Genomic DNA, 18,292 nt, shown 5'->3' with positions numbered 1-18,292 from the left:
TAAACGGCCAGCCTTGTCATTGTATGTTATTATAATTTAGTTACGTTTGCAGCTTGTGGTCCGCGGTTTCCTTCAACAACCTCAAAAGAAACTTCTTGACCTTCTTCTAAAGTTTTGAAGCCTTCACTTTGAATAGCTGTGAAGTGTACGAAAATATCTTCTCCGCCTTCTACTTCAATGAAACCATAGCCTTTTTCATTGTTGAACCATTTAACTTTACCGTTTTGCATGTATCTTTTTCCTCCTAGATTTGAGCACAGAGTGCTCGTGAAAAAATATTATCACTAAACAATTGACATATGCAATATGATTTGTTCAATGATAAGTAAACTATACACCACTACCTCAACAGCGTCAAGAAAACAAGCAGAATTATTTATTAAAATTATTCAATTCGTGTAATTCATTATTTTCTGTAAGTGGGAAGTTTCCAAAACTTGTTTATAAGGTAGGATTATAGTAAACTTTAATGTGCTAGAGATATACTAAGGGGGATATGAATGCCTACTCCGAGTATGGAAGATTACATAGAACAAATATATTTATTAATTGAAAATAAAGGATATGCCCGTGTTTCGGATATAGCAGAAGCATTGGCAGTTCACCCTTCTTCTGTAACAAAAATGGTTCAAAAACTAGATCGAGATAGTTATCTTGTGTATGAAAAATATCGGGGACTCATTTTAACCAAAAAAGGAGAAAAAATCGGTAAGCGTTTAGTGGAACGCCATGATTTACTTGAAAATTTCTTACGGTTAATTGGTGTTAAGGAAGAAAATATATACGTAGATGTAGAAGGAATTGAACATCATTTAAGCTGGAATTCAATAGACCGAATTGGCGATCTCGTGCAATTTTTTGAGGAAAATCAAGATCGGTTGAATGAATTAAAACTCATGCAAATTAAAAATGAGGAAGCTGCGAATAAAGAACCAATTTAAGGTTCTTTTTTTTATCTGCAAGTGGCATTTAGTACTTACCGTGATACAATTATAAGTGATAAATTAGCCGAAGGGGTTGTTGTTGATGAGCGAATATAAATCGGATATTGAGATTGCACAGGAGTCTGAACTGCTGCCAATTCAAAGTATTGCCGATTCTTTAGGCCTTTCTAGTGAGACAATCGAATATTTCGGTAAATACAAAGCAAAAATTTCATATGAAAAAATACGTGATTTACAAAAAAACGAGGATGGGAAAATTATTCTTGTTACTTCCATTAATCCTACAGCTGCTGGGGAAGGAAAATCTACAGTTACTGTGGGGCTTGGTGATGGCTTAAAGAGGCTCGGCAAGAAAACTATTATCGCTCTTCGGGAACCTTCACTTGGCCCTACAATGGGAATTAAAGGGGGAGCAACAGGAGGAGGTTATGCCCAAGTACTTCCAATGGAGGATATTAATTTACATTTTACTGGGGATCTTCATGCCATCACAACTGCGAATAATGCCCTCTCCGCACTCATCGACAATCATATTCATCAAGGAAATCAGTTAAATATAGATCAAAGAAGAATTGTATGGAAACGTGCGATTGACTTAAATGATCGCTCGTTAAGAGAAATTGTTGTTGGTTTAGGTGGTCCTGTACAAGGAATACCTCGACAGGATGGTTTTGATATTACAGTTGCTTCGGAAATTATGGCGGTGCTTTGCCTTGCAACCGATTTGTCTGATTTAAAACACCGCATATCACGGATTGTTATAGCTTATACTTACGATAAACAACCCGTAACCGTCAGGGATTTAGGTGTTGAAGGGGCAATTACATTGCTTTTAAAAGATGCTTTAAAGCCTAATTTAGTTCAGACGATAGAACATACTCCTGCAATCGTTCACGGTGGTCCATTTGCCAACATAGCTCATGGATGTAATAGTGTAATAGCAACAAGAACCGCGTCAAAATTAGCGGATTATGTTGTGACTGAAGCTGGATTTGGTGCTGATCTAGGAGCAGAAAAGTTTATCCATATAAAATCGAGGAGTGCCGGATTCCAACCAGAAGCCGTTGTTATTGTAGCGACAATAAGGGCTCTAAAAATGCATGGAGGACTTTCAAAATACGAATTAACACATGAAAATATCTTTGCACTCGAAAAAGGATTGGAAAATTTAAAAAAACATATTGAAACTGTCACTCAATTTGGTCTTCCATATGTTGTTGCAATTAACCGTTTTACAACTGATACCAAAGCGGAAATTTCAGTCTTGGAAAAGTGGTGTATGAATAATAATATTCCTGTTTCCTTAACCGAAGTTTGGGAAAAAGGTGGTGCCGGTGCTGTTGATTTAGCGGAGAAAGTTCTTCACGAAATAGAAAAAAGTCAATATACATTTTCATATTTATATGATTTACATACATCTATTGAGGAAAAGATTAGGACAATTGTTCAAAAAGTTTATGGCGGTAGAGATGTCGAGTTTTCTGTAAAAGCACTGAAGCAATTACAGGAATTTGAGGACTTTGGATGGGGAACCTTGCCTGTATGTATGGCAAAAACACAATACTCACTCTCGGATGACCCACAAAAACTTGGAAGACCTAAAGATTTTACGATACATGTCCGTGAATTAAAACCGAAACTTGGTGCCGGGTTCATTGTTGCTTTAACTGGTGAAATGATGACCATGCCAGGTTTACCTAAACAACCTGCCGCCTATCGAATGGATGTAGATGAAAATGGCATGGCGATCGGGTTATTTTAAAAGAATATTAGCTTATAAAAATGATTGGAATGGTTTGATTGAAAATTTTTTCAGCAGAAAATATTACTAAAGTATATGGAGAAAAGCGCTTATTTGAAAATATATCTTTTCATGTGAATGAAAAAGAGAGAATTGGTATCATTGGTGTTAACGGAACTGGAAAATCTAGTCTTCTTAAGCTAATAGCCCATATTGACGACCCAGATTCAGGTACTTTTAGTCATCCAAGAGATTATTCGATTTATTATTTATCTCAGGCTCCTGAAATGGATAATTCAATAACAATTCTAGATCAAGTGTTCAATAGTGATGTGCCAACAATTCAATTAGTTAAATCGTATGAAGGGGTACTTTTACAATTAGAAAGAGATCCAGAAAATTCGTATTACCAAAATACCTTATTCGAGTTGCAAAAGGAAATGGATGCAAAAGATGGTTGGGAAGCTAGTACCAATGCAAAAATAATCTTGTCAAAGCTAGGTTTAACGGACCTAAATAAAAAGATTGGAGTATTATCAGGTGGACAAAAAAAGCGAGTTGCCTTAGCTCAAGCTTTAATAGAAACACCGGATTTACTTTTACTAGACGAACCGACAAATCATCTTGATTATGAAACAATAAAATGGTTAGAAGGATTTTTAAATAAATATCCAAAAGCGGTCATGCTCGTTACCCATGATAGATATTTTCTTGACCAGACAACTACTCGAATATTGGAACTGGATTACGGTCGTTTATTTTCATATGATGGAAATTACGAGGCTTTCATTGAAGCGAAGGCAATTAGAGAAGAACAAGAATTACAAACTGAAGATAAAAGAAGGAACTTATATCGAAACGAGCTTGCTTGGATGAAACGTGGAGCAAAGGCAAGATCAACTAAACAAAAGGCAAGGATTCAGCGATTTGATAAATTAGAAGATGATTTAGGTAAAGTACCTAATAAAGCGAATGTTGATATATCAATACAGGGTAGCCGTTTAGGTAAACAAGTGTTTGAATTTATTGACGCATCAAAATCATTCAACGACCAAGTCATATTAAAAGATTTTAACATACTTATTAAACCAGGTGACAGATATGGAATCGTGGGAAAGAACGGAAGTGGTAAATCCTCCTTCTTAAATTTGTTATCGGGAAAATTAAACTTGGATGATGGAGAATTAATAAAAGGACAAACAGTGAAAATCGCATATTATACTCAAGAAAATGCGGAAATGGATGAAAATATGCGAATGATTTCCTATATTCGCGAAGTGGGAGAAGTTGTAGAGACAAATAAAGGTGAAACGATTTCGGCCGCGCAAATGCTTGAAAGATTTTTATTTCCGATGAGTACTCATGGTACCATTATTAAAAAGCTGTCCGGCGGCGAAAAGCGTAGGTTGTATTTATTAAGATTATTGATGAGTAAACCGAATGTATTATTACTGGACGAACCTACGAACGATTTAGATACTGCCACACTCACGATATTTGAGCAATATATTGAAGAATTTCCTGGTGTCGTAATTTCTGTTTCTCATGATCGTTACTTTCTTGATAAAACAGCTAATCAATTACTAGTTTTTCAGGGGAATGGTCAAATAGATCAATTCTACGGAACTTATAGCGAATATTTAGAAACCGAAGTTGAGGAAGAGAGAAAGAATAGAGAGATAGTACAAAAAACAACGCAGACAATAAAAAATAATAATGAAGAAACAAAAAAGAAAAGAATGTCCTTTAATGAGAAGAGAGAATGGGAATCTATTGAAGATGAGATTTCAGAAACAGAAACTAAACTTACACAACTAACAGAAGAGCTTGATCATATCGGAAGTGATTTTGAAAAAGCACAAAAATTAATGAATGAAATTGATCAATTAAATATCCGGTTAGAGCATTTAATTTCAAGGTGGTCCTATTTATCGGAGCTAGTATGATTCAACATATAAATGCTAAAATATTTCTTATGATACAATAGGAAAAATTAATAGAAAACTTAGAGGGGGAACATAGAGATGAATATAGTTACAATTGAACCTACTCCAAGTCCGAATACAATGAAAATTGTTTTAAACGAAGCGCTAGCTACAGGAAAAAACAATAACTATAAAAAAGAACATGCTGAAGGAGCACCGGCGGTAATTAAAAAGATCCTCAATATAGAGGGAGTTAACGGTGTATATCATGTAGCTGACTTTTTAGCTGTTGAACGAAATGGAAAATATAATTGGGAAGAAATTCTCCCTAAAGTAAGAGAAGCTTTTGGGGAAGAAAATACTGCTTCAAACATAGGCACTCAAAAGCCAGATGAACATTTTGGAGAAGTGAATGTACAAATACAAATGTTTAAAGAAATCCCACTTCAAGTAAAACTTACAAGTAGAGATGAAGAAAAAAGATTCGGACTCCCAAATAGATTCCAAGAAGCGATGAGTAAAGCACAGCTCCCAGATGATAATTATATTCTTCTTAGGAAGTGGAAGGATCTAGGAGCACGCTATGGAGAACTTGATATTATAGGAAAAGAAGTAGTTGATGAATTAGGAGCAGCTTACCCGGAAGATAGATTACAGACTTTAATAAATAGAGCAATTAATCCATCCGATGGAGTAAAACAAATTAGGACTTTAATTAAACTAACACCAAATATGCTTGATGACACTGATTGGAAAAAAAGATACCAATTACTAGAGCAAATGCAAGATCCAACAATTGATGATTTACCTGTATTAGAAAAAGCATTATCGGACGAAAAGCTATCCATTCGCCGTTTGGCTGTCGTTTATTTAGGTATGATAGAGGACAAACGAGTTTTGCCTTTACTTTATAAAGGATTACAAGATAAAACAGTTACTGTTAGGAGAACTGCGGGAGATTGTCTTTCAGATCTTGGATTTCCGGATGCAATGGAGGAAATGTGTAAAGCATTAAAAGATAACAGTAGGATAGTGCGTTGGCGAGCGGCAATGTTTTTATATGAGGTAGGGGATGAACGAGCATTGCCTGCCTTAAAAGAAGCCGAAAATGATCCTGAATTTGAAGTTCAATTGCAAATAAAGATGGCAATAGAGCGTATTGAAGGTGGAGAAGAAGCAAAGGGATCTGTTTGGAAGCAAATGACTGAAGCAAGAAAAAAATAAAGTGAATTAGAGGAGTGACATATATGTCGATGGCATATGAAGATTATATGAAACAAATTGTAAAACCAATGAGGGAAGAATTGACGAATGCTAATTTTCAGGAATTGCTTACTGAGGAAGAAGTAGAAAGATTTATGGAAAATGTTGCAGGAACAACATTAGTTGTAATCAACTCAGTATGTGGGTGTGCAGCAGGACTTGCTAGACCAGCTGCAGTTCAAGCGGTATCGTTAAGTGAAAAAAAGCCTGCCCATCTCGTTACTGTATTTGCCGGCCAGGACCGTGAAGCAACAGATAAAATGAGAAGTTATATTAAAGGGCAAGAACCTTCATCCCCTTCAATGGCATTGTTTAAAGGAAAAGACTTAGTTTATTTTATCCCTCGAGAAGATATTGAGGATAACGATGTAGAAACAATCGTGGAAAATTTGGGTAGTGCTTTTACAAAATATTTTTAAGAACGAAAGCAGAAGGTACCCGCACTCTTATCAGTGGCAATTATGAAAAAAGCTATTTGGACTTAGCTTATTGGGACTTAGACCCAACTGCGCCTTCTCTAGACCTTGGCGAACCGGTATTGACTTATGCAAACAGAAACCGGAGTAATGTTAGAATTAGCTGTTTGCGTAATACTTTGACTTTCATCTATTTTCTAATGTCTAAAGCAAAACTAAAGCTGGGGTATAAGTATACCTCAGCTTTAGTCAGCTATTGCACAATAAACGAAATAACCTATCATTATAAATGCACCTATATTAATAAGAACGCTCAATTAGAAAAACCCTCCTTGTCAATACAGTAATTTAATTATAACCGATATTCATATATTTGCCATTTTTTTATTAAAAATGAAAGTTTTTTATCGAAGTTCAGCTAAAAATAGTATATGATAAATACATATATTTTTTTCTGAGAAAGGAGTAGCGGCGATGAAATTATGGTTTAGAAAATCGTTAATCGTATTAGTTTCAATATTAACATTCGGAGCTGTTACTCCTTCACATGCATTATGGTCTGAAAATGATGATCTTCCAAAAGCACAGCACCGTGGAAATCCATCAAATGATAGTGCGCGAAAACCGATTATCGAATCCGATATACAGGTTGCAGTTAAGTCTCATAAAGAACAATTTATTGAATTAATGACAAATGAAGCCGAACGCCAGGCATTGATAAAATTTGGACCGAAGATTTCGAATGTAATCCTAGATGATTTTCAAGACATCATATTACCAAACATTGAAGCTGCAATTGAAATGACGGCTGCCCAGTTTTCTGATGAAGAACTTAATAACCTGGCTATTACAGAATCACCTGCTGCTGGAGTAAGCGAAAAAATTTTCAACATATATAATATTCATACAAAGCAAGACGTGATTCGATTTCATGTAAGAAGAGATAAACCGCCACTAGAAGGATATAAGTTTAATTTTCACTATCATACTTATCATGATCAATTTCAGACACACTATACTATCGGTACTATTGATTGGAATAAAAATACGCCTCCTAATTGGCAAACGATATGAAAGCAAGTTCGCTTCTGCGTTCTTGCTTTCTTTATTATCCATTTTTGGAATTATGAAGGCCATACTCCTAAACTATGAAAAATGATATAATTGACCTATATATTCATAGAATGCTGGGGAGTAGGGGCTTATGCGAAAATGGTTGATCATTCCACCTATCTTATTTTTGATTATTATTGCACTTTCTGCCATGACAAAAGAATCGTACGTTGGTATTCCTTTTGGCGAGAGCGATTTATATGATAAAATGACGCTGCTGCAATCAGGCAATTATTTAAAGGATATTGTAGTACTGCCTGAAGAATCATATAATCATAATGATGCTATTAAGGTAATAAATAGGCTAGATCATCTTCCTTCGTCAATATTGGCTGCAGCTAACAAAAAAAGGATAAAAATTATTCTTTTTAACGGAAAGTTAACGGATAATCCTAGTGCTGCTTATTTAAAAGGAAAAATTCCAAGAGGTTATCCAAACAACGTCACATGGGATGATGTACCAGGTATTGGTGGTTCCAAATTTGTATTGGTGAAAATTGGAAGCAGTGAAAAAGGAATGGGACATGGTTCTTTAAATCTTGAATACCATGAATTAGCTCATACCCTTTATCATTTTGTTTTTAACGATAAACAGAGTGAATTTAATCAAATTTGGGCTGATGAAGCCAATCATTTATTCCCTCATAATCCTTATTTCCTAAATTATGAAGAAGAATATTTTGCAGAAGGCTTTGCCTATTATTTTTTTTCGAATGATAGTAGAGCTATAATGGAGAAACAAGCGCCTGAAACATTTCACTTTTTTAATAGCTTACATTGATTTTTTAAAGGATGTGTTTAGATGGAACAATATTTAAATTTATGTAAAGCCGTCTTAGAAAACGGTACGAAAAAGGAAGATCGAACGGGTACAGGAACCATTAGTACTTTTGGTTATCAAATGAGATTTGATTTACAGAAAGGTTTTCCTTTACTTACGACAAAAAAATTGCATACTAAATCAATTATTTATGAACTTTTATGGTTTTTAGCTGGAGATACGAATATAAAGTATTTACAAGAAAATGGTGTAAGAATTTGGAATGAGTGGGCTGATGAAAATGGTGAATTAGGCCCTGTTTATGGTAAACAGTGGAGATCATGGACTACTGCCGACGGGAGAACAGTGGATCAGATCAAAGATGTGTTACATCAAATTAAACATAACCCAGACTCACGCAGAATGATTGTAAATGCTTGGAATGTAGGCGAAATTGATAAAATGGCACTTCCTCCATGTCATTGTCTTTTCCAATTTTACGTAGCGGATGGAAAGCTCTCATGCCAACTATATCAAAGATCTGCTGATATCTTTTTAGGTGTTCCTTTTAATATTGCTTCGTATGCATTGCTAACGATGATGATGGCTCAAGTAACTGGTCTTGAACCTGGTGAGTTTGTTCATACTCTTGGAGATGCACATATTTACTCAAATCATATCGAGCAAATTGAACTTCAGCTGCAAAGGGAGCCACGTCCTTTACCAACAATGAAGTTAAATCCAGAAGTAAAAGATTTATTTGCCTTTGAATTTGAAGATTTCATTCTTGAAGGATATGACCCGCACCCAGCTATAAAAGGAGTAGTCAGTGTATGATTTCTTTCTTATGGGCTGAGGATATAAATGGACTAATAGGTAAGGATAATGATTTGCCCTGGAGACTTCCTGCGGATTTAAAATACTTTAAAGAAACAACGATGGGCCACGCGATTATTATGGGAAGAAAAACATTTGAATCGATAGGAAGACCCCTGCCTGGCAGGACGAATATTATTCTTACTCGTGATAAAGAATATAGGGCAGAAGGGTGTCTTGTATTTCATTCAAAAGATGAACTTCTTCATTGGATTAATGAGAATGATTCCGTTGTTTTTGTCACAGGTGGTGCGGAGATATTTTATCTCTTTCAAGAAGAAGTAAGTCGTTTATACGTTACTAAAATTTTCCATCAATTCGAGGGTAATACATATTTTCCAAAATTGAACTGGGATAATTGGGTTCTTTATTCAAGTCAAAAAGGACCAAAAGATGAGAAAAATCCGTATGATTATGAATTTAGAGTATATGTGAAAAAGTAAAAAGCGAATCAATTATGATTCGCTTTTTTTTCGGCTCTTCCATGGTTATATTATTATATATTAAAATTCTAAGAGCTGTTATTTATTATTTATTTTAACTTGCTTGACGCAATGCGCTGAACCATTTAAATTATTATACATAAAACAATATACAAAAGTACATAAACGTACTTCCTGCAATAACGAACAGATGCCAGATTGCGTGAGAATAAGGAAGGTTACGCCATATATAAAAAATAGCACCTACAGAATAAAAGAGACCGCCAGTTAACAATAGTGCAAAACCAGGTCCACTTAAGCTTGAATAAAGAGGTTTTATAGCGATAATGACAAGCCAACCCATAGCCAAATAAAAGATAGTGGAAATAATTCGGAATTTATTGATTAGAAAACATTTAAAGGTAATTCCAGCTACTGCAAGTCCCCAAACGATTCCAAATAATGTCCATCCGAGTGCACCATTTAGACTTATAAGGACAAGAGGAGTATACGTTCCTGCAATTAAAAGATAAATAGCTGAGTGGTCTAATATTGCAAATACATTTTTTGCCTTAGATGGTTTGAAGCTATGAAGCATCGTTGAAAACAAATAAAGAAGGAGCATCGTCACTCCGAAAATAGTAAAACTTACTACTTGAAGTGCTCCACCATTTTTGGCTGCCGAGACAATTAAAACAACGAGAGCGGGAATGCTTAGTAAAAAGCCAATTCCATGGGTAATGGCATTTGCTAGTTCTTCTTTCCAATTATATGTTTCACCATCTGTATAATAGATCGTTTCCAATATTATCACCATCCTTATTATTAAACGCTCTTTTAATCATAGAACGTTGAATTCATATTAGCAATGTTTTTACATATATTCATTATAATAAGCTTTCTAACCATATCTAGAACTTGTATAATGAAGGTTGAACCTCTAAAGGATGTGGCCAAATGAGTAGAATAAAAATTGTTACTGATTCAACATGTGATATGTCACTTGAAGAAGTAGAAAAATTAAACATACATGTAATTCCTTTATCCATTACCATTCAAGGTGAAACTTATTTAGACAGAATAGAAATTTCACCAAGAACATTTATGGAAAAAATGAAGATTATTGATGAATTACCCAAAAGTTCTCAGCCTGCAGTGGGAGAATTCGTGAAACTATACGATGAATTAGGAGCGGATGGAAGCGAAATTCTTTCAATCCATTTATCTGGTAAATTAAGTGGTACAGTAGATTCTGCCAGAGCTGCTTCAAAAATGACGTCTTCCAAAGTAACTGTTGTTGATTCAACTTTCATTTCTAAGGCTTTAGCTTTTCAAGTTAGAGAAGCAGCAAAAATGACAGATACAGATAAGTCTTTGGAAGAAATACTTACGTCTATTGAGGAAGTTCGATTAGCTACAAAATTATATGTCGTAGTCGATACATTAGAAAACCTAGTTAAGGGTGGACGGATAGGAAAAGGGAAGGCACTGATTGGCTCCCTTCTTAACATAAAGCCGATAGCCCTTTTAGATGAAGGGGAATATTCTCCGGTCACAAAGGTAAGAAGTAAGGCACAAGCAGTTAAATATGTCATTAAAGAATTTTTACATGACATTAATGGAAAAACATTAAAAAGTGTATGCATTTGCCACGCTGATGGACTAGAATTAGCTCATTTATTTCAGAAAAAGGTGGAAGAACTTACCGGTTTTAATAAAATTGAAATTGTGGATACGACTCCAGTCATCAGCACTCACACAGGCCCTGGTGCTATTGGTTTTATGTACTATACAGAATAGTGAGTAAGGCAGAAAAAGTGATCTAAACCGGGTCACTTTTTTGTGTTTTATGTGTCTCCACTCTGCCTAAGCATGTTATAATAATGAGACTTTACAGTTGAGGGTGAGCATAATTGATAAGAAAATACATCATTGTGATTAGCTGTATTCTATTTTTAACAGGTTGTTCAGTACATTCCTCAAAACAAGGAATTAATAATATAAATCGTGAAGAAAAGCAAATGCCTCCTGATGACTTTATGCCGTTATCGATAAAAGTAGTATCCATTGGTGATTCCCTTACGCAAGGCATAGGCGATGTAGAAGAAAAGGGAGGATATATTCCTTATTTGAAAAATAAATTAGAGAATAATCGTAGTATTAAAGAGGCCGAATTTAGTAACTTTGGAGTAAAGGGCAATCGAACAGATCAATTAATGAAACGTCTCGGGCAGGAAAAAATTAAAAATTCAATAAGAGAAGCAGATATTGTCATTATTACGATAGGTGGTAATGATGTAATGAAAGTATTTAGAGAAAATATAATGGGACTTCATGTAAGAATGTTTTTAGATGCTGAAAAAGGGTATAGTCAAAGATTAACTGATATAATTGATACAATCATTTCATATAACAATGATACAGATATATTTCTTGTAGGAATTTATAATCCATTCATGAGATGGTTTTCTGATTTAAAAGAAATGGATGTTATCGTAAATAGTTGGAATGATTCCAGTTCATCTGTAATCTCTAAATATAACCAAACATCATTTGTTCCCGTTGATGATATATTTCGAAATCAAGTGGAAAGCTTACTTTATACTGATTATTTCCATCCAAATAACGAAGGATATAAATTAATTGCAGATCGAATATACGAATATCTAGGTAAAAAGGGAAAATTAGAAAAGCAATTGAAATAACAAAGAGCTACTGGGAAGGTATAGAATGAAGAATAAGAACATTTGGAAACTACTTTTCATCGCTTTATTATCATTTAATATACTTGTTCTGCTAGGAATAGGAATATTGTTTTTTCTAGCGGGCGATCAAGAACCTGCCCCTGAAACAACTGTCTCGACAGCGAATATGTCAGAATTTTTAATACGCACACAAAAACAGGACCTCAATGAACTGATTAATCATTACATTGAGAAGGAAGGTTTGGACGGTCCAATTCATTACCGTGTATTGTTGACTGATGAAGTTGAACTTTATGGAGAGGTTCAAGTTTTTTCCGAAAGCATGTTTTTAAAGATGACTTTCGAGCCTATCGCATTAGAAAACGGTGATTTAATCCTAAAACAAAAATCTTTATCGCTTGGGGATGTTAAACTTCCCGTTACGTATATCCTAAAGTTTATTAGCGATGCTTACAAGTTGCCGGACTGGGTTATCATACAACCAAATGACAAACAAATATATGTTTCACTTCAGCAAATGAAATTGAAAAGTGGCATTCAAGTAAGGATTGAGGAATTTAATTTAGTAGATGATCGAATTGCTATGAAAATGTTTGTGCCTGTTCATTAATATAAAGAAAGGAGGTTGGTTATGGAAAAAACTATACAAAATGAAGTAGCTACGTTTGCAGGTGGTTGTTTTTGGTGTATGGTGAAGCCGTTTGACGAGCTTCCAGGAATTGAAAAAGTTGTTTCTGGTTATACCGGAGGGAAAACAGAGAATCCTACTTATGAGGAAGTATGTACGGGACTAACCGGACATACGGAAGCAGTACAAATTACTTTTAATCCGGAAATATTTCCATATAAGCGTTTACTCGATATTTTTTGGATGCAGATAGATCCTACGGACCCTAATGGGCAATTTTATGATCGAGGAGAATCCTATCGTACTGCCATATTTTATCATTCGGATAAGCAAAAACAACTTGCTGAACAATCAAAAATGGAGTTAGAAAAAAGCGGTAGGTTTTCTCGCCCAATTGTTGTTCCCATTGAACCTGCTCAAACTTTTTATCCTGCAGAAGAGTATCATCAATCTTTTTATCGCAAAAATCCAGCACGGTATGAAGCCTATCAGTTAGGGTCTGGGAGGAAACATTTTATTAATAAGCATTGGGGGAATTAAAGTGTATAAGGATGAACTTAGAAATAAACTCACACCGATGCAATATCATGTAACACAGAACAATGGGACAGAACCTCCGTTCGATAATGAGTATTGGAATAACGAAGCTGAAGGAATTTATGTTGATATTGTATCTGGAAAACCACTTTTTTGTTCAAGGGACCAATATGATGCAGGATGTGGTTGGCCAAGCTTTACAAAACCTATAGAGGACACTGAAGTTCTAGAAAAAGAAGATTTTAGCCACGGAATGATACGAACGGAAGTTAGGAGTAAGACGGCAGGTTCTCATTTGGGACACGTTTTTCCGGATGGACCAGGACCTTTACATCTTCGATACTGTATCAACTCTGCAGCGCTTCGCTTTGTTCCGAAAGAGGACTTGAAAAAAGAAGGCTATGAAGAGTATGAGAAGTTATTTTTTTAAGGTTTTACTTAGAAATTTTTAAAATAATCATTTGTTATGCATCCAATCATTTGGATGCATTTATTTTTTTTATAAGTTAGACATGTATTGCGGGCTTTTGTTGACTATATGGGCTAACGCACAAACAGCCCATATCTCACATACATAATATAGGAACGAAGATATTAAAGAATTGAGGAGTGAATGATATGTATTACGGTGGATACGGTTACGATGGCTGCTGCCCTACTTATCCGATATACGGTGGGTGTGGCTATGGAGGCGGATTCGTAGGAGGAAATGGTTTTGCGCTAATAGTTGTATTGTTTATCCTTTTAATTATTATTGGCGCTTGTTGGGTATAATAAATAGCCCCCTTATTGAAAAAGGGGGCTAAAAATTTCGAATGAAAGTTAGGTTAAAGCATACATTGATACAAAGTAAACTAATAAATCCATTTACGAATATTGTCCAATCCGCTATATTTGTTACAAAGAGTGGTTAAAGAAAGGCGGATTAACATCATATGAATAAATCCTTTTATCATTTCCTAATGAAATATAGACAACCGCATTTAAGAGATGACATTAGCAAATTTGCAAACGAAGCATATAAAGATCACAGTTTCCCTAAGCATTCTGAAGATTATTATGAATTAAGTGCTTATTTAGAGCTAAATGGAGATTATTTACCAACATTGGCTCTGTTTGATTATGCTTGGGAATTATATTTAGAATCAGAAAAAAATAAGTCAAGATAGAAAATTCGGAAAGGGAGAGAAGGGTATGCGTGAAACAGAGGTGTTCATTGATACAGAGGAAATTGCTGAATTTTTCTATCGTGAGCTAATAAAAAGAGGTTATGTACCTACGGAGCTTGAATCAGAAGAATTAGCTGATATCACTTTTGACTATTTAATTTCCAAATGTATTATTGAAGAATGGGATGAATAGCCATATACTTTTCTACAATTAACGCCAAATCACTGGCGTATTTTTAATGGCAAAAATTCTACATTTCACGATTTTCTTTCTACAAAATTTGCAAGGAAGGATTGAAAGAATTAGAATGGTAAATAGAAATACGTAAGCATCTTGTTCTTTGTTGTACAGGTAGCAAAAAGTAGACAAGTTTATATTGATTCTTAATATGGATATATTAGTCGACATTCTTCTTTCGACATTATTCAAGTGATAATGGAAACCATTAGTCAGGGCAAGTTGATGAGATTATGCAATTAAAAGGACAAGAAGTTACACAGTTGATGGCTGCTTACGCTATACACAAAAAAATTAGGAGGGATTTTCTTGAGTATTCATATCGCTGCAAAGCAAGGTGAAATTGCTGAAACAGTTTTATTACCAGGTGATCCATTACGTGCAAAATACATAGCTGAGACATTCCTTGAAAATGCGGTTTGTTACAATGAAGTTCGAAATATGTTTGGTTTCACAGGCGAATATAAGGGTAAAAGAATATCAGTTCAAGGTACTGGAATGGGAGTTCCTTCTATATCCATTTACATCAACGAATTGATGCAAAGTTATAATGTTCAAAACCTAATAAGAGTGGGCACTTGTGGAGCTATCCAAAAAGATGTAAAGGTTCGTGATGTTATTCTAGCTATGACTGCATCTACTGACTCACAAATGAATCGACTCATATTTAACGGTATCGATTATGCGCCAACTGCTTCATTCGATCTTCTTAAAAATGCGTATGATGGAGCAGTAGAAAAAGGTCTTCATGTCAAAGTAGGTAACGTGTTTACAGCTGATATGTTTTATAACGATAATGCAGAACATGAAAAATGGGCTCAATATGGTGTCCTTGCCCTCGAGATGGAAACATCCGCTTTATATACACTTGCTGCAAAATTCGGTAGAAAGGCTCTATCCGTACTCACTGTCAGCGATCATATAATAACAGGTGAAGTAACTTCTGCAGAAGAAAGACAAACGACGTTCAATGATATGATTGAAGTAGCTTTGGAAGCGGCTATTAAAGAATCATAAAAGTTATAAGAAAATAGAAATGTGGGTAATTATGAAAAAAATAATCATTACACTAACTGCTGCTGCTCTCCTTTCAGGCTGTTCAGTAAAAATTCCGTTTATAAATGAAAAGCCGGAAGAAAAAGCTGAACAGAATCCACAACTTGTAGAACGGAATGAACAAACGAAAGAAAATTACGGAAGCAACCAATCGAATGAAGAATTATTTGCCCTTGAAGCCGCCCATTTTAATTCAATCAAAGAGGTCAATGGGGTGAAAGAGATTGTTAATGCTGATAATGTTTTAGCATTAGTCAATAAAGAGTTTGCTTTACCTGGCACGTATATACCGGAAGATTTAGTGAAACCTAATGTTCAATTTTCCTTTGGAGAACAAGATATAGAAAAAAGTTATTTGCGAAAGGAAGCAGCTGTAGCACTAGAGAAAATGTTTGCAGCTGCAGAAAATTCAAATATTTACCTTTTTGCTGTATCAGGATATCGTTCCTATAATAGACAAGTAGCTATTTTAAACAATGAAATTGAGCGAGTTGGTAAAGATCAAGCAATGCAAGCTGTAGCTATTCCTGGAAAAAGCGAACATCAAACTGGACTAGCTATGGATATTTCAAGTGAAAGTGTACAATATTTATTAACCGATAATTTTGGTGAAACAAAGGAAGGAAAATGGCTAAAAGAAAATGCTCATCATTTTGGTTTTATCCTTCGCTATCCCAAAGATAAGGAAGGCATAACTGGTTATCAGTTTGAACCATGGCATTTTCGATATGTTGGAGAAAAGAATGCTCAAATAATGTATAAAAACAATTGGACACTTGAAGAGTTTTTTAAAGAAGTCCGCAAAATATAAATCACTAGAAGGCCAAGCTTCTCAAAGTATGCACTGGCATAGAGAATGCTTGGCTTTTTTAGGCCACCTACTAATGTGGCTTTAATATTGTAAAAAAAGCTGATAAAATAAAGAAATTACAATACAATTAATAAAAAGCAAGTTATGCTAGTTTCAGCTGCTGAAATGAAAGTGGTGATTTAGATGGAAGAAGAAAAAAAGCTAGAGGGTCACTCCGAGGAAAATAGTTATATAAGAATGAAAAAATTCAAATTTATAATGCTCATTTTCCTATTAGTATTCTCAACTGCTGGTATAACATTAATAGCACTTTCGTTTGGCGATGAAAAAGCCGTTAGTGTAGCAATACCAGAAAGAAAAGAATTCAGTAAATTATATGAAGCTTATGATATGCTGGATGAGAAGTACTATGAAAAAGTAGATCATAAAAAGTTAATAGACGGTGCAATCGCTGGAATGGTAAAAGCTCTTGATGACCCTTATTCCGATTATATGACAAAAGAGGAAAATGAAAAGTTCCAAGAAAGTATCTCTGCATCTTTTCAAGGTATTGGTGCAGAAATTCAAGAATTAAATGGAGAAATTGTCGTGGTTTCCCCGATTAAAGGATCACCCGCCGAAAAAGCAGGATTAAAACCAAACGATAAAATTATCACAGTGGATGATAAAAATATTCAAGGTATGTCTGCAAATGAAGCTGTTCTTCTAATTAGGGGTGAAAAAGGAACTAAGGTAACCTTAGGTATACAACGACCTGATAATCATGAAATCATTAAAATGACAATTACAAGAGATGAAATTCCAATTAATACGGTTTATCCTGAAATGCTAGAAAATGGAGTGGCTAAAATCCAAATTACCACTTTCTCAAAGCATACGTATGACGATTTAACTACTGCTTTGAAGGAAATGGAAGATAAAGGAATGAAATCTCTTATTATCGATTTAAGAAGGAATCCTGGTGGGCTTTTAGATCAGGCAATCGGAATAGCCAACCTTTTTGTTCCTGAAGGAAAAAATATAGTTCAAGTTGAGTATCGTGATGGCACTATTGAAAAAACGGTTGCCAAAGGTGGCAAGAAAATAAATGTTCCAACTGTTGTATTAATCGATAAGGGGAGTGCTAGCGCATCAGAAATTTTAGCAGGAGCTGTTAGTGAAACAGTTGGCATTCCTTTAATTGGGGACAAATCGTTTGGAAAGGGAACAGTTCAGACTGCTGATAATTTTGAGGACGGCTCTAATGTAAAATATACGATGGCGAAATGGTTGACGCCTGACGGCAACTGGATCCATAAAAAAGGAATAGAGCCCGACTATAAAGTATCCTTACCTGAATACGCAAATTTATCTTATATCGATCCAGATAAAGAATTAAAGCTTTCATCAGCATCTGGTGAAGTAAAATCAGCTGAAGAAATGTTAAAAGTATTAGGGTATAAACCAGGTAAAATTGATGGTTTTTATGATACTGATACGGAAAAAGCTGTTAAGACATTTCAAAAAGATGAAAAGTTGAAAGAAAATGGTATTTTAACTGGCGAAACAACAGTTAAATTAATGAATAGTCTAACTGAACACATTCAAAAGAACGATTCGCAAGTAAAAAAAGCTATTGAAGTAATATCTAAAGAAAAATAAAAGAAGGACTCCGTTTTTTAATAAGCGGAGTCCTTTATATATCCCTT

The 18,292-nt window shown here is 34.8% G+C and carries 22 protein-coding genes; 20 read left to right on the top strand and 2 right to left on the bottom strand.

What is annotated here, in order from left to right; genetic code table 11:
* Positions 1–29: 29 nt before the first annotated feature.
* Positions 30–230 carry a cold-shock protein CspD gene (cspD, locus tag MT489_RS03985; protein WP_244680195.1) on the bottom strand — a complete coding sequence of 67 codons (201 nt, stop codon included), beginning with the start codon at positions 228–230 and terminating at the stop codon, positions 30–32.
* A 270-nt stretch (positions 231–500) separates the two neighbouring features.
* On the opposite strand from cspD, the gene mntR reads away from it, so the two are divergent.
* The 9 genes from mntR (at position 501) to MT489_RS03940 (ending at position 9,481) form a co-directional block, all read left to right on the top strand.
* Positions 501–941 carry a transcriptional regulator MntR gene (gene mntR, locus MT489_RS03980; protein ID WP_244680194.1) on the top strand — a complete coding sequence of 147 codons (441 nt, stop codon included), beginning with the start codon at positions 501–503 and terminating at the stop codon, positions 939–941.
* 85 nt (positions 942–1,026) lie between these two features.
* On the top strand, positions 1,027–2,706 hold the full coding sequence (locus MT489_RS03975) for a formate--tetrahydrofolate ligase (protein ID WP_244680193.1): 1,680 nt from the start codon (positions 1,027–1,029) through the stop codon (positions 2,704–2,706).
* Between the two features lie 38 nt (positions 2,707–2,744).
* A complete protein-coding gene (locus tag MT489_RS03970; protein WP_244680192.1) occupies positions 2,745–4,631 on the top strand; it encodes an ABC-F family ATP-binding cassette domain-containing protein in 1,887 nt (628 codons plus the stop codon).
* Between the two features lie 78 nt (positions 4,632–4,709).
* Entirely contained in the window at positions 4,710–5,834 is a 1,125-nt protein-coding gene (locus MT489_RS03965; protein WP_244680191.1) for a conserved virulence factor C family protein, read from the top strand.
* A gap of 23 nt (positions 5,835–5,857) precedes the next feature.
* Positions 5,858–6,292 (top strand): BrxA/BrxB family bacilliredoxin, encoded by a 435-nt coding sequence (locus tag MT489_RS03960; protein ID WP_244680190.1) that lies wholly within the window; start codon positions 5,858–5,860, stop codon positions 6,290–6,292.
* 471 nt (positions 6,293–6,763) lie between these two features.
* Positions 6,764–7,363, top strand: coding sequence for a YpjP family protein (locus MT489_RS03955; RefSeq protein WP_244680189.1), 600 nt, complete (start codon positions 6,764–6,766; stop codon positions 7,361–7,363).
* A gap of 130 nt (positions 7,364–7,493) precedes the next feature.
* Positions 7,494–8,183, top strand: a complete 690-nt coding sequence (locus MT489_RS03950) for an anthrax toxin lethal factor-related metalloendopeptidase (RefSeq protein ID WP_244680188.1) — start codon at positions 7,494–7,496, stop codon at positions 8,181–8,183.
* A gap of 21 nt (positions 8,184–8,204) precedes the next feature.
* Complete coding sequence (locus tag MT489_RS03945) at positions 8,205–8,999, top strand: thymidylate synthase (protein WP_244680187.1); 795 nt, start codon at positions 8,205–8,207, stop codon at positions 8,997–8,999.
* Positions 8,996–9,481, top strand: coding sequence for a dihydrofolate reductase (locus MT489_RS03940; protein ID WP_244680186.1), 486 nt, complete (start codon positions 8,996–8,998; stop codon positions 9,479–9,481). The genes MT489_RS03945 and MT489_RS03940 overlap by 4 nt, the downstream gene beginning before the upstream one ends.
* Positions 9,482–9,614: 133 nt before the next feature.
* Here MT489_RS03940 and trhA read toward each other — a convergent pair whose 3' ends face one another.
* Positions 9,615–10,256 carry a PAQR family membrane homeostasis protein TrhA gene (trhA, locus tag MT489_RS03935; RefSeq protein ID WP_244680631.1) on the bottom strand — a complete coding sequence of 214 codons (642 nt, stop codon included), beginning with the start codon at positions 10,254–10,256 and terminating at the stop codon, positions 9,615–9,617.
* Between the two features lie 161 nt (positions 10,257–10,417).
* Between trhA and MT489_RS03930 the strand changes: the two genes are divergently transcribed.
* The 11 genes from MT489_RS03930 to MT489_RS03880 all read left to right on the top strand — a co-directional run bounded on the left by MT489_RS03930 (position 10,418) and on the right by MT489_RS03880 (position 18,245).
* Complete coding sequence (locus tag MT489_RS03930) at positions 10,418–11,260, top strand: DegV family protein (protein WP_244680185.1); 843 nt, start codon at positions 10,418–10,420, stop codon at positions 11,258–11,260.
* 113 nt (positions 11,261–11,373) lie between these two features.
* Positions 11,374–12,165 carry an SGNH/GDSL hydrolase family protein gene (locus MT489_RS03925; RefSeq protein ID WP_244680184.1) on the top strand — a complete coding sequence of 264 codons (792 nt, stop codon included), beginning with the start codon at positions 11,374–11,376 and terminating at the stop codon, positions 12,163–12,165.
* A gap of 25 nt (positions 12,166–12,190) precedes the next feature.
* Positions 12,191–12,775 carry a YpmS family protein gene (locus tag MT489_RS03920; RefSeq protein ID WP_244680183.1) on the top strand — a complete coding sequence of 195 codons (585 nt, stop codon included), beginning with the start codon at positions 12,191–12,193 and terminating at the stop codon, positions 12,773–12,775.
* Positions 12,776–12,796: 21 nt separating this feature from the next.
* Complete coding sequence (msrA, locus tag MT489_RS03915) at positions 12,797–13,333, top strand: peptide-methionine (S)-S-oxide reductase MsrA (protein ID WP_244680182.1); 537 nt, start codon at positions 12,797–12,799, stop codon at positions 13,331–13,333.
* Positions 13,334–13,370: 37 nt separating this feature from the next.
* Positions 13,371–13,760 (top strand): peptide-methionine (R)-S-oxide reductase MsrB, encoded by a 390-nt coding sequence (msrB, locus tag MT489_RS03910; RefSeq protein WP_244680630.1) that lies wholly within the window; start codon positions 13,371–13,373, stop codon positions 13,758–13,760.
* Positions 13,761–13,948: 188 nt separating this feature from the next.
* Positions 13,949–14,104 carry a YjcZ family sporulation protein gene (locus MT489_RS03905; RefSeq protein WP_280518475.1) on the top strand — a complete coding sequence of 52 codons (156 nt, stop codon included), beginning with the start codon at positions 13,949–13,951 and terminating at the stop codon, positions 14,102–14,104.
* Positions 14,105–14,265: 161 nt separating this feature from the next.
* Positions 14,266–14,499 (top strand): YozE family protein, encoded by a 234-nt coding sequence (locus tag MT489_RS03900; RefSeq protein ID WP_244680181.1) that lies wholly within the window; start codon positions 14,266–14,268, stop codon positions 14,497–14,499.
* Between the two features lie 25 nt (positions 14,500–14,524).
* A complete protein-coding gene (locus tag MT489_RS03895) occupies positions 14,525–14,692 on the top strand; it encodes a YozD family protein (protein ID WP_244680180.1) in 168 nt (55 codons plus the stop codon).
* Positions 14,693–15,046: 354 nt separating this feature from the next.
* Positions 15,047–15,754, top strand: coding sequence for a purine-nucleoside phosphorylase (gene deoD / locus MT489_RS03890; RefSeq protein ID WP_244680179.1), 708 nt, complete (start codon positions 15,047–15,049; stop codon positions 15,752–15,754).
* 31 nt (positions 15,755–15,785) lie between these two features.
* Positions 15,786–16,604, top strand: coding sequence for a D-alanyl-D-alanine carboxypeptidase family protein (locus MT489_RS03885; RefSeq protein ID WP_244680178.1), 819 nt, complete (start codon positions 15,786–15,788; stop codon positions 16,602–16,604).
* 183 nt (positions 16,605–16,787) lie between these two features.
* Positions 16,788–18,245, top strand: a complete 1,458-nt coding sequence (locus MT489_RS03880; RefSeq protein ID WP_280518474.1) for a lmo1851 family serine protease — start codon at positions 16,788–16,790, stop codon at positions 18,243–18,245.
* The last annotated feature ends 47 nt before the right edge of the window (positions 18,246–18,292 follow it).

It is taken from the genome of Lederbergia wuyishanensis, from assembly GCF_022900255.1.
GTDB classification, from domain to species: domain Bacteria; phylum Bacillota; class Bacilli; order Bacillales; family Bacillaceae_C; genus Lederbergia; species Lederbergia wuyishanensis.
This window is presented reverse-complemented; position numbering and strand designations above follow the sequence as displayed.

Coding starts and splice junctions, on each gene's coding strand:
- cspD (WP_244680195.1), bottom strand. CDS start 230: ATGCAAAACGGTAAAGTTAAATGGTTCAACAATGAAAAAGGCTATGGT.
- mntR (WP_244680194.1), top strand. CDS start 501: ATGCCTACTCCGAGTATGGAAGATTACATAGAACAAATATATTTATTA.
- MT489_RS03975 (WP_244680193.1), top strand. CDS start 1,027: ATGAGCGAATATAAATCGGATATTGAGATTGCACAGGAGTCTGAACTG.
- MT489_RS03965 (WP_244680191.1), top strand. CDS start 4,710: ATGAATATAGTTACAATTGAACCTACTCCAAGTCCGAATACAATGAAA.
- MT489_RS03960 (WP_244680190.1), top strand. CDS start 5,858: ATGTCGATGGCATATGAAGATTATATGAAACAAATTGTAAAACCAATG.
- MT489_RS03955 (WP_244680189.1), top strand. CDS start 6,764: ATGAAATTATGGTTTAGAAAATCGTTAATCGTATTAGTTTCAATATTA.
- MT489_RS03950 (WP_244680188.1), top strand. CDS start 7,494: ATGCGAAAATGGTTGATCATTCCACCTATCTTATTTTTGATTATTATT.
- MT489_RS03945 (WP_244680187.1), top strand. CDS start 8,205: ATGGAACAATATTTAAATTTATGTAAAGCCGTCTTAGAAAACGGTACG.
- MT489_RS03940 (WP_244680186.1), top strand. CDS start 8,996: ATGATTTCTTTCTTATGGGCTGAGGATATAAATGGACTAATAGGTAAG.
- MT489_RS03930 (WP_244680185.1), top strand. CDS start 10,418: ATGAGTAGAATAAAAATTGTTACTGATTCAACATGTGATATGTCACTT.
- MT489_RS03920 (WP_244680183.1), top strand. CDS start 12,191: ATGAAGAATAAGAACATTTGGAAACTACTTTTCATCGCTTTATTATCA.
- msrA (WP_244680182.1), top strand. CDS start 12,797: ATGGAAAAAACTATACAAAATGAAGTAGCTACGTTTGCAGGTGGTTGT.
- msrB (WP_244680630.1), top strand. CDS start 13,371: ATGCAATATCATGTAACACAGAACAATGGGACAGAACCTCCGTTCGAT.
- MT489_RS03905 (WP_280518475.1), top strand. CDS start 13,949: ATGTATTACGGTGGATACGGTTACGATGGCTGCTGCCCTACTTATCCG.
- MT489_RS03900 (WP_244680181.1), top strand. CDS start 14,266: ATGAATAAATCCTTTTATCATTTCCTAATGAAATATAGACAACCGCAT.
- MT489_RS03895 (WP_244680180.1), top strand. CDS start 14,525: ATGCGTGAAACAGAGGTGTTCATTGATACAGAGGAAATTGCTGAATTT.
- MT489_RS03885 (WP_244680178.1), top strand. CDS start 15,786: ATGAAAAAAATAATCATTACACTAACTGCTGCTGCTCTCCTTTCAGGC.
- MT489_RS03880 (WP_280518474.1), top strand. CDS start 16,788: ATGGAAGAAGAAAAAAAGCTAGAGGGTCACTCCGAGGAAAATAGTTAT.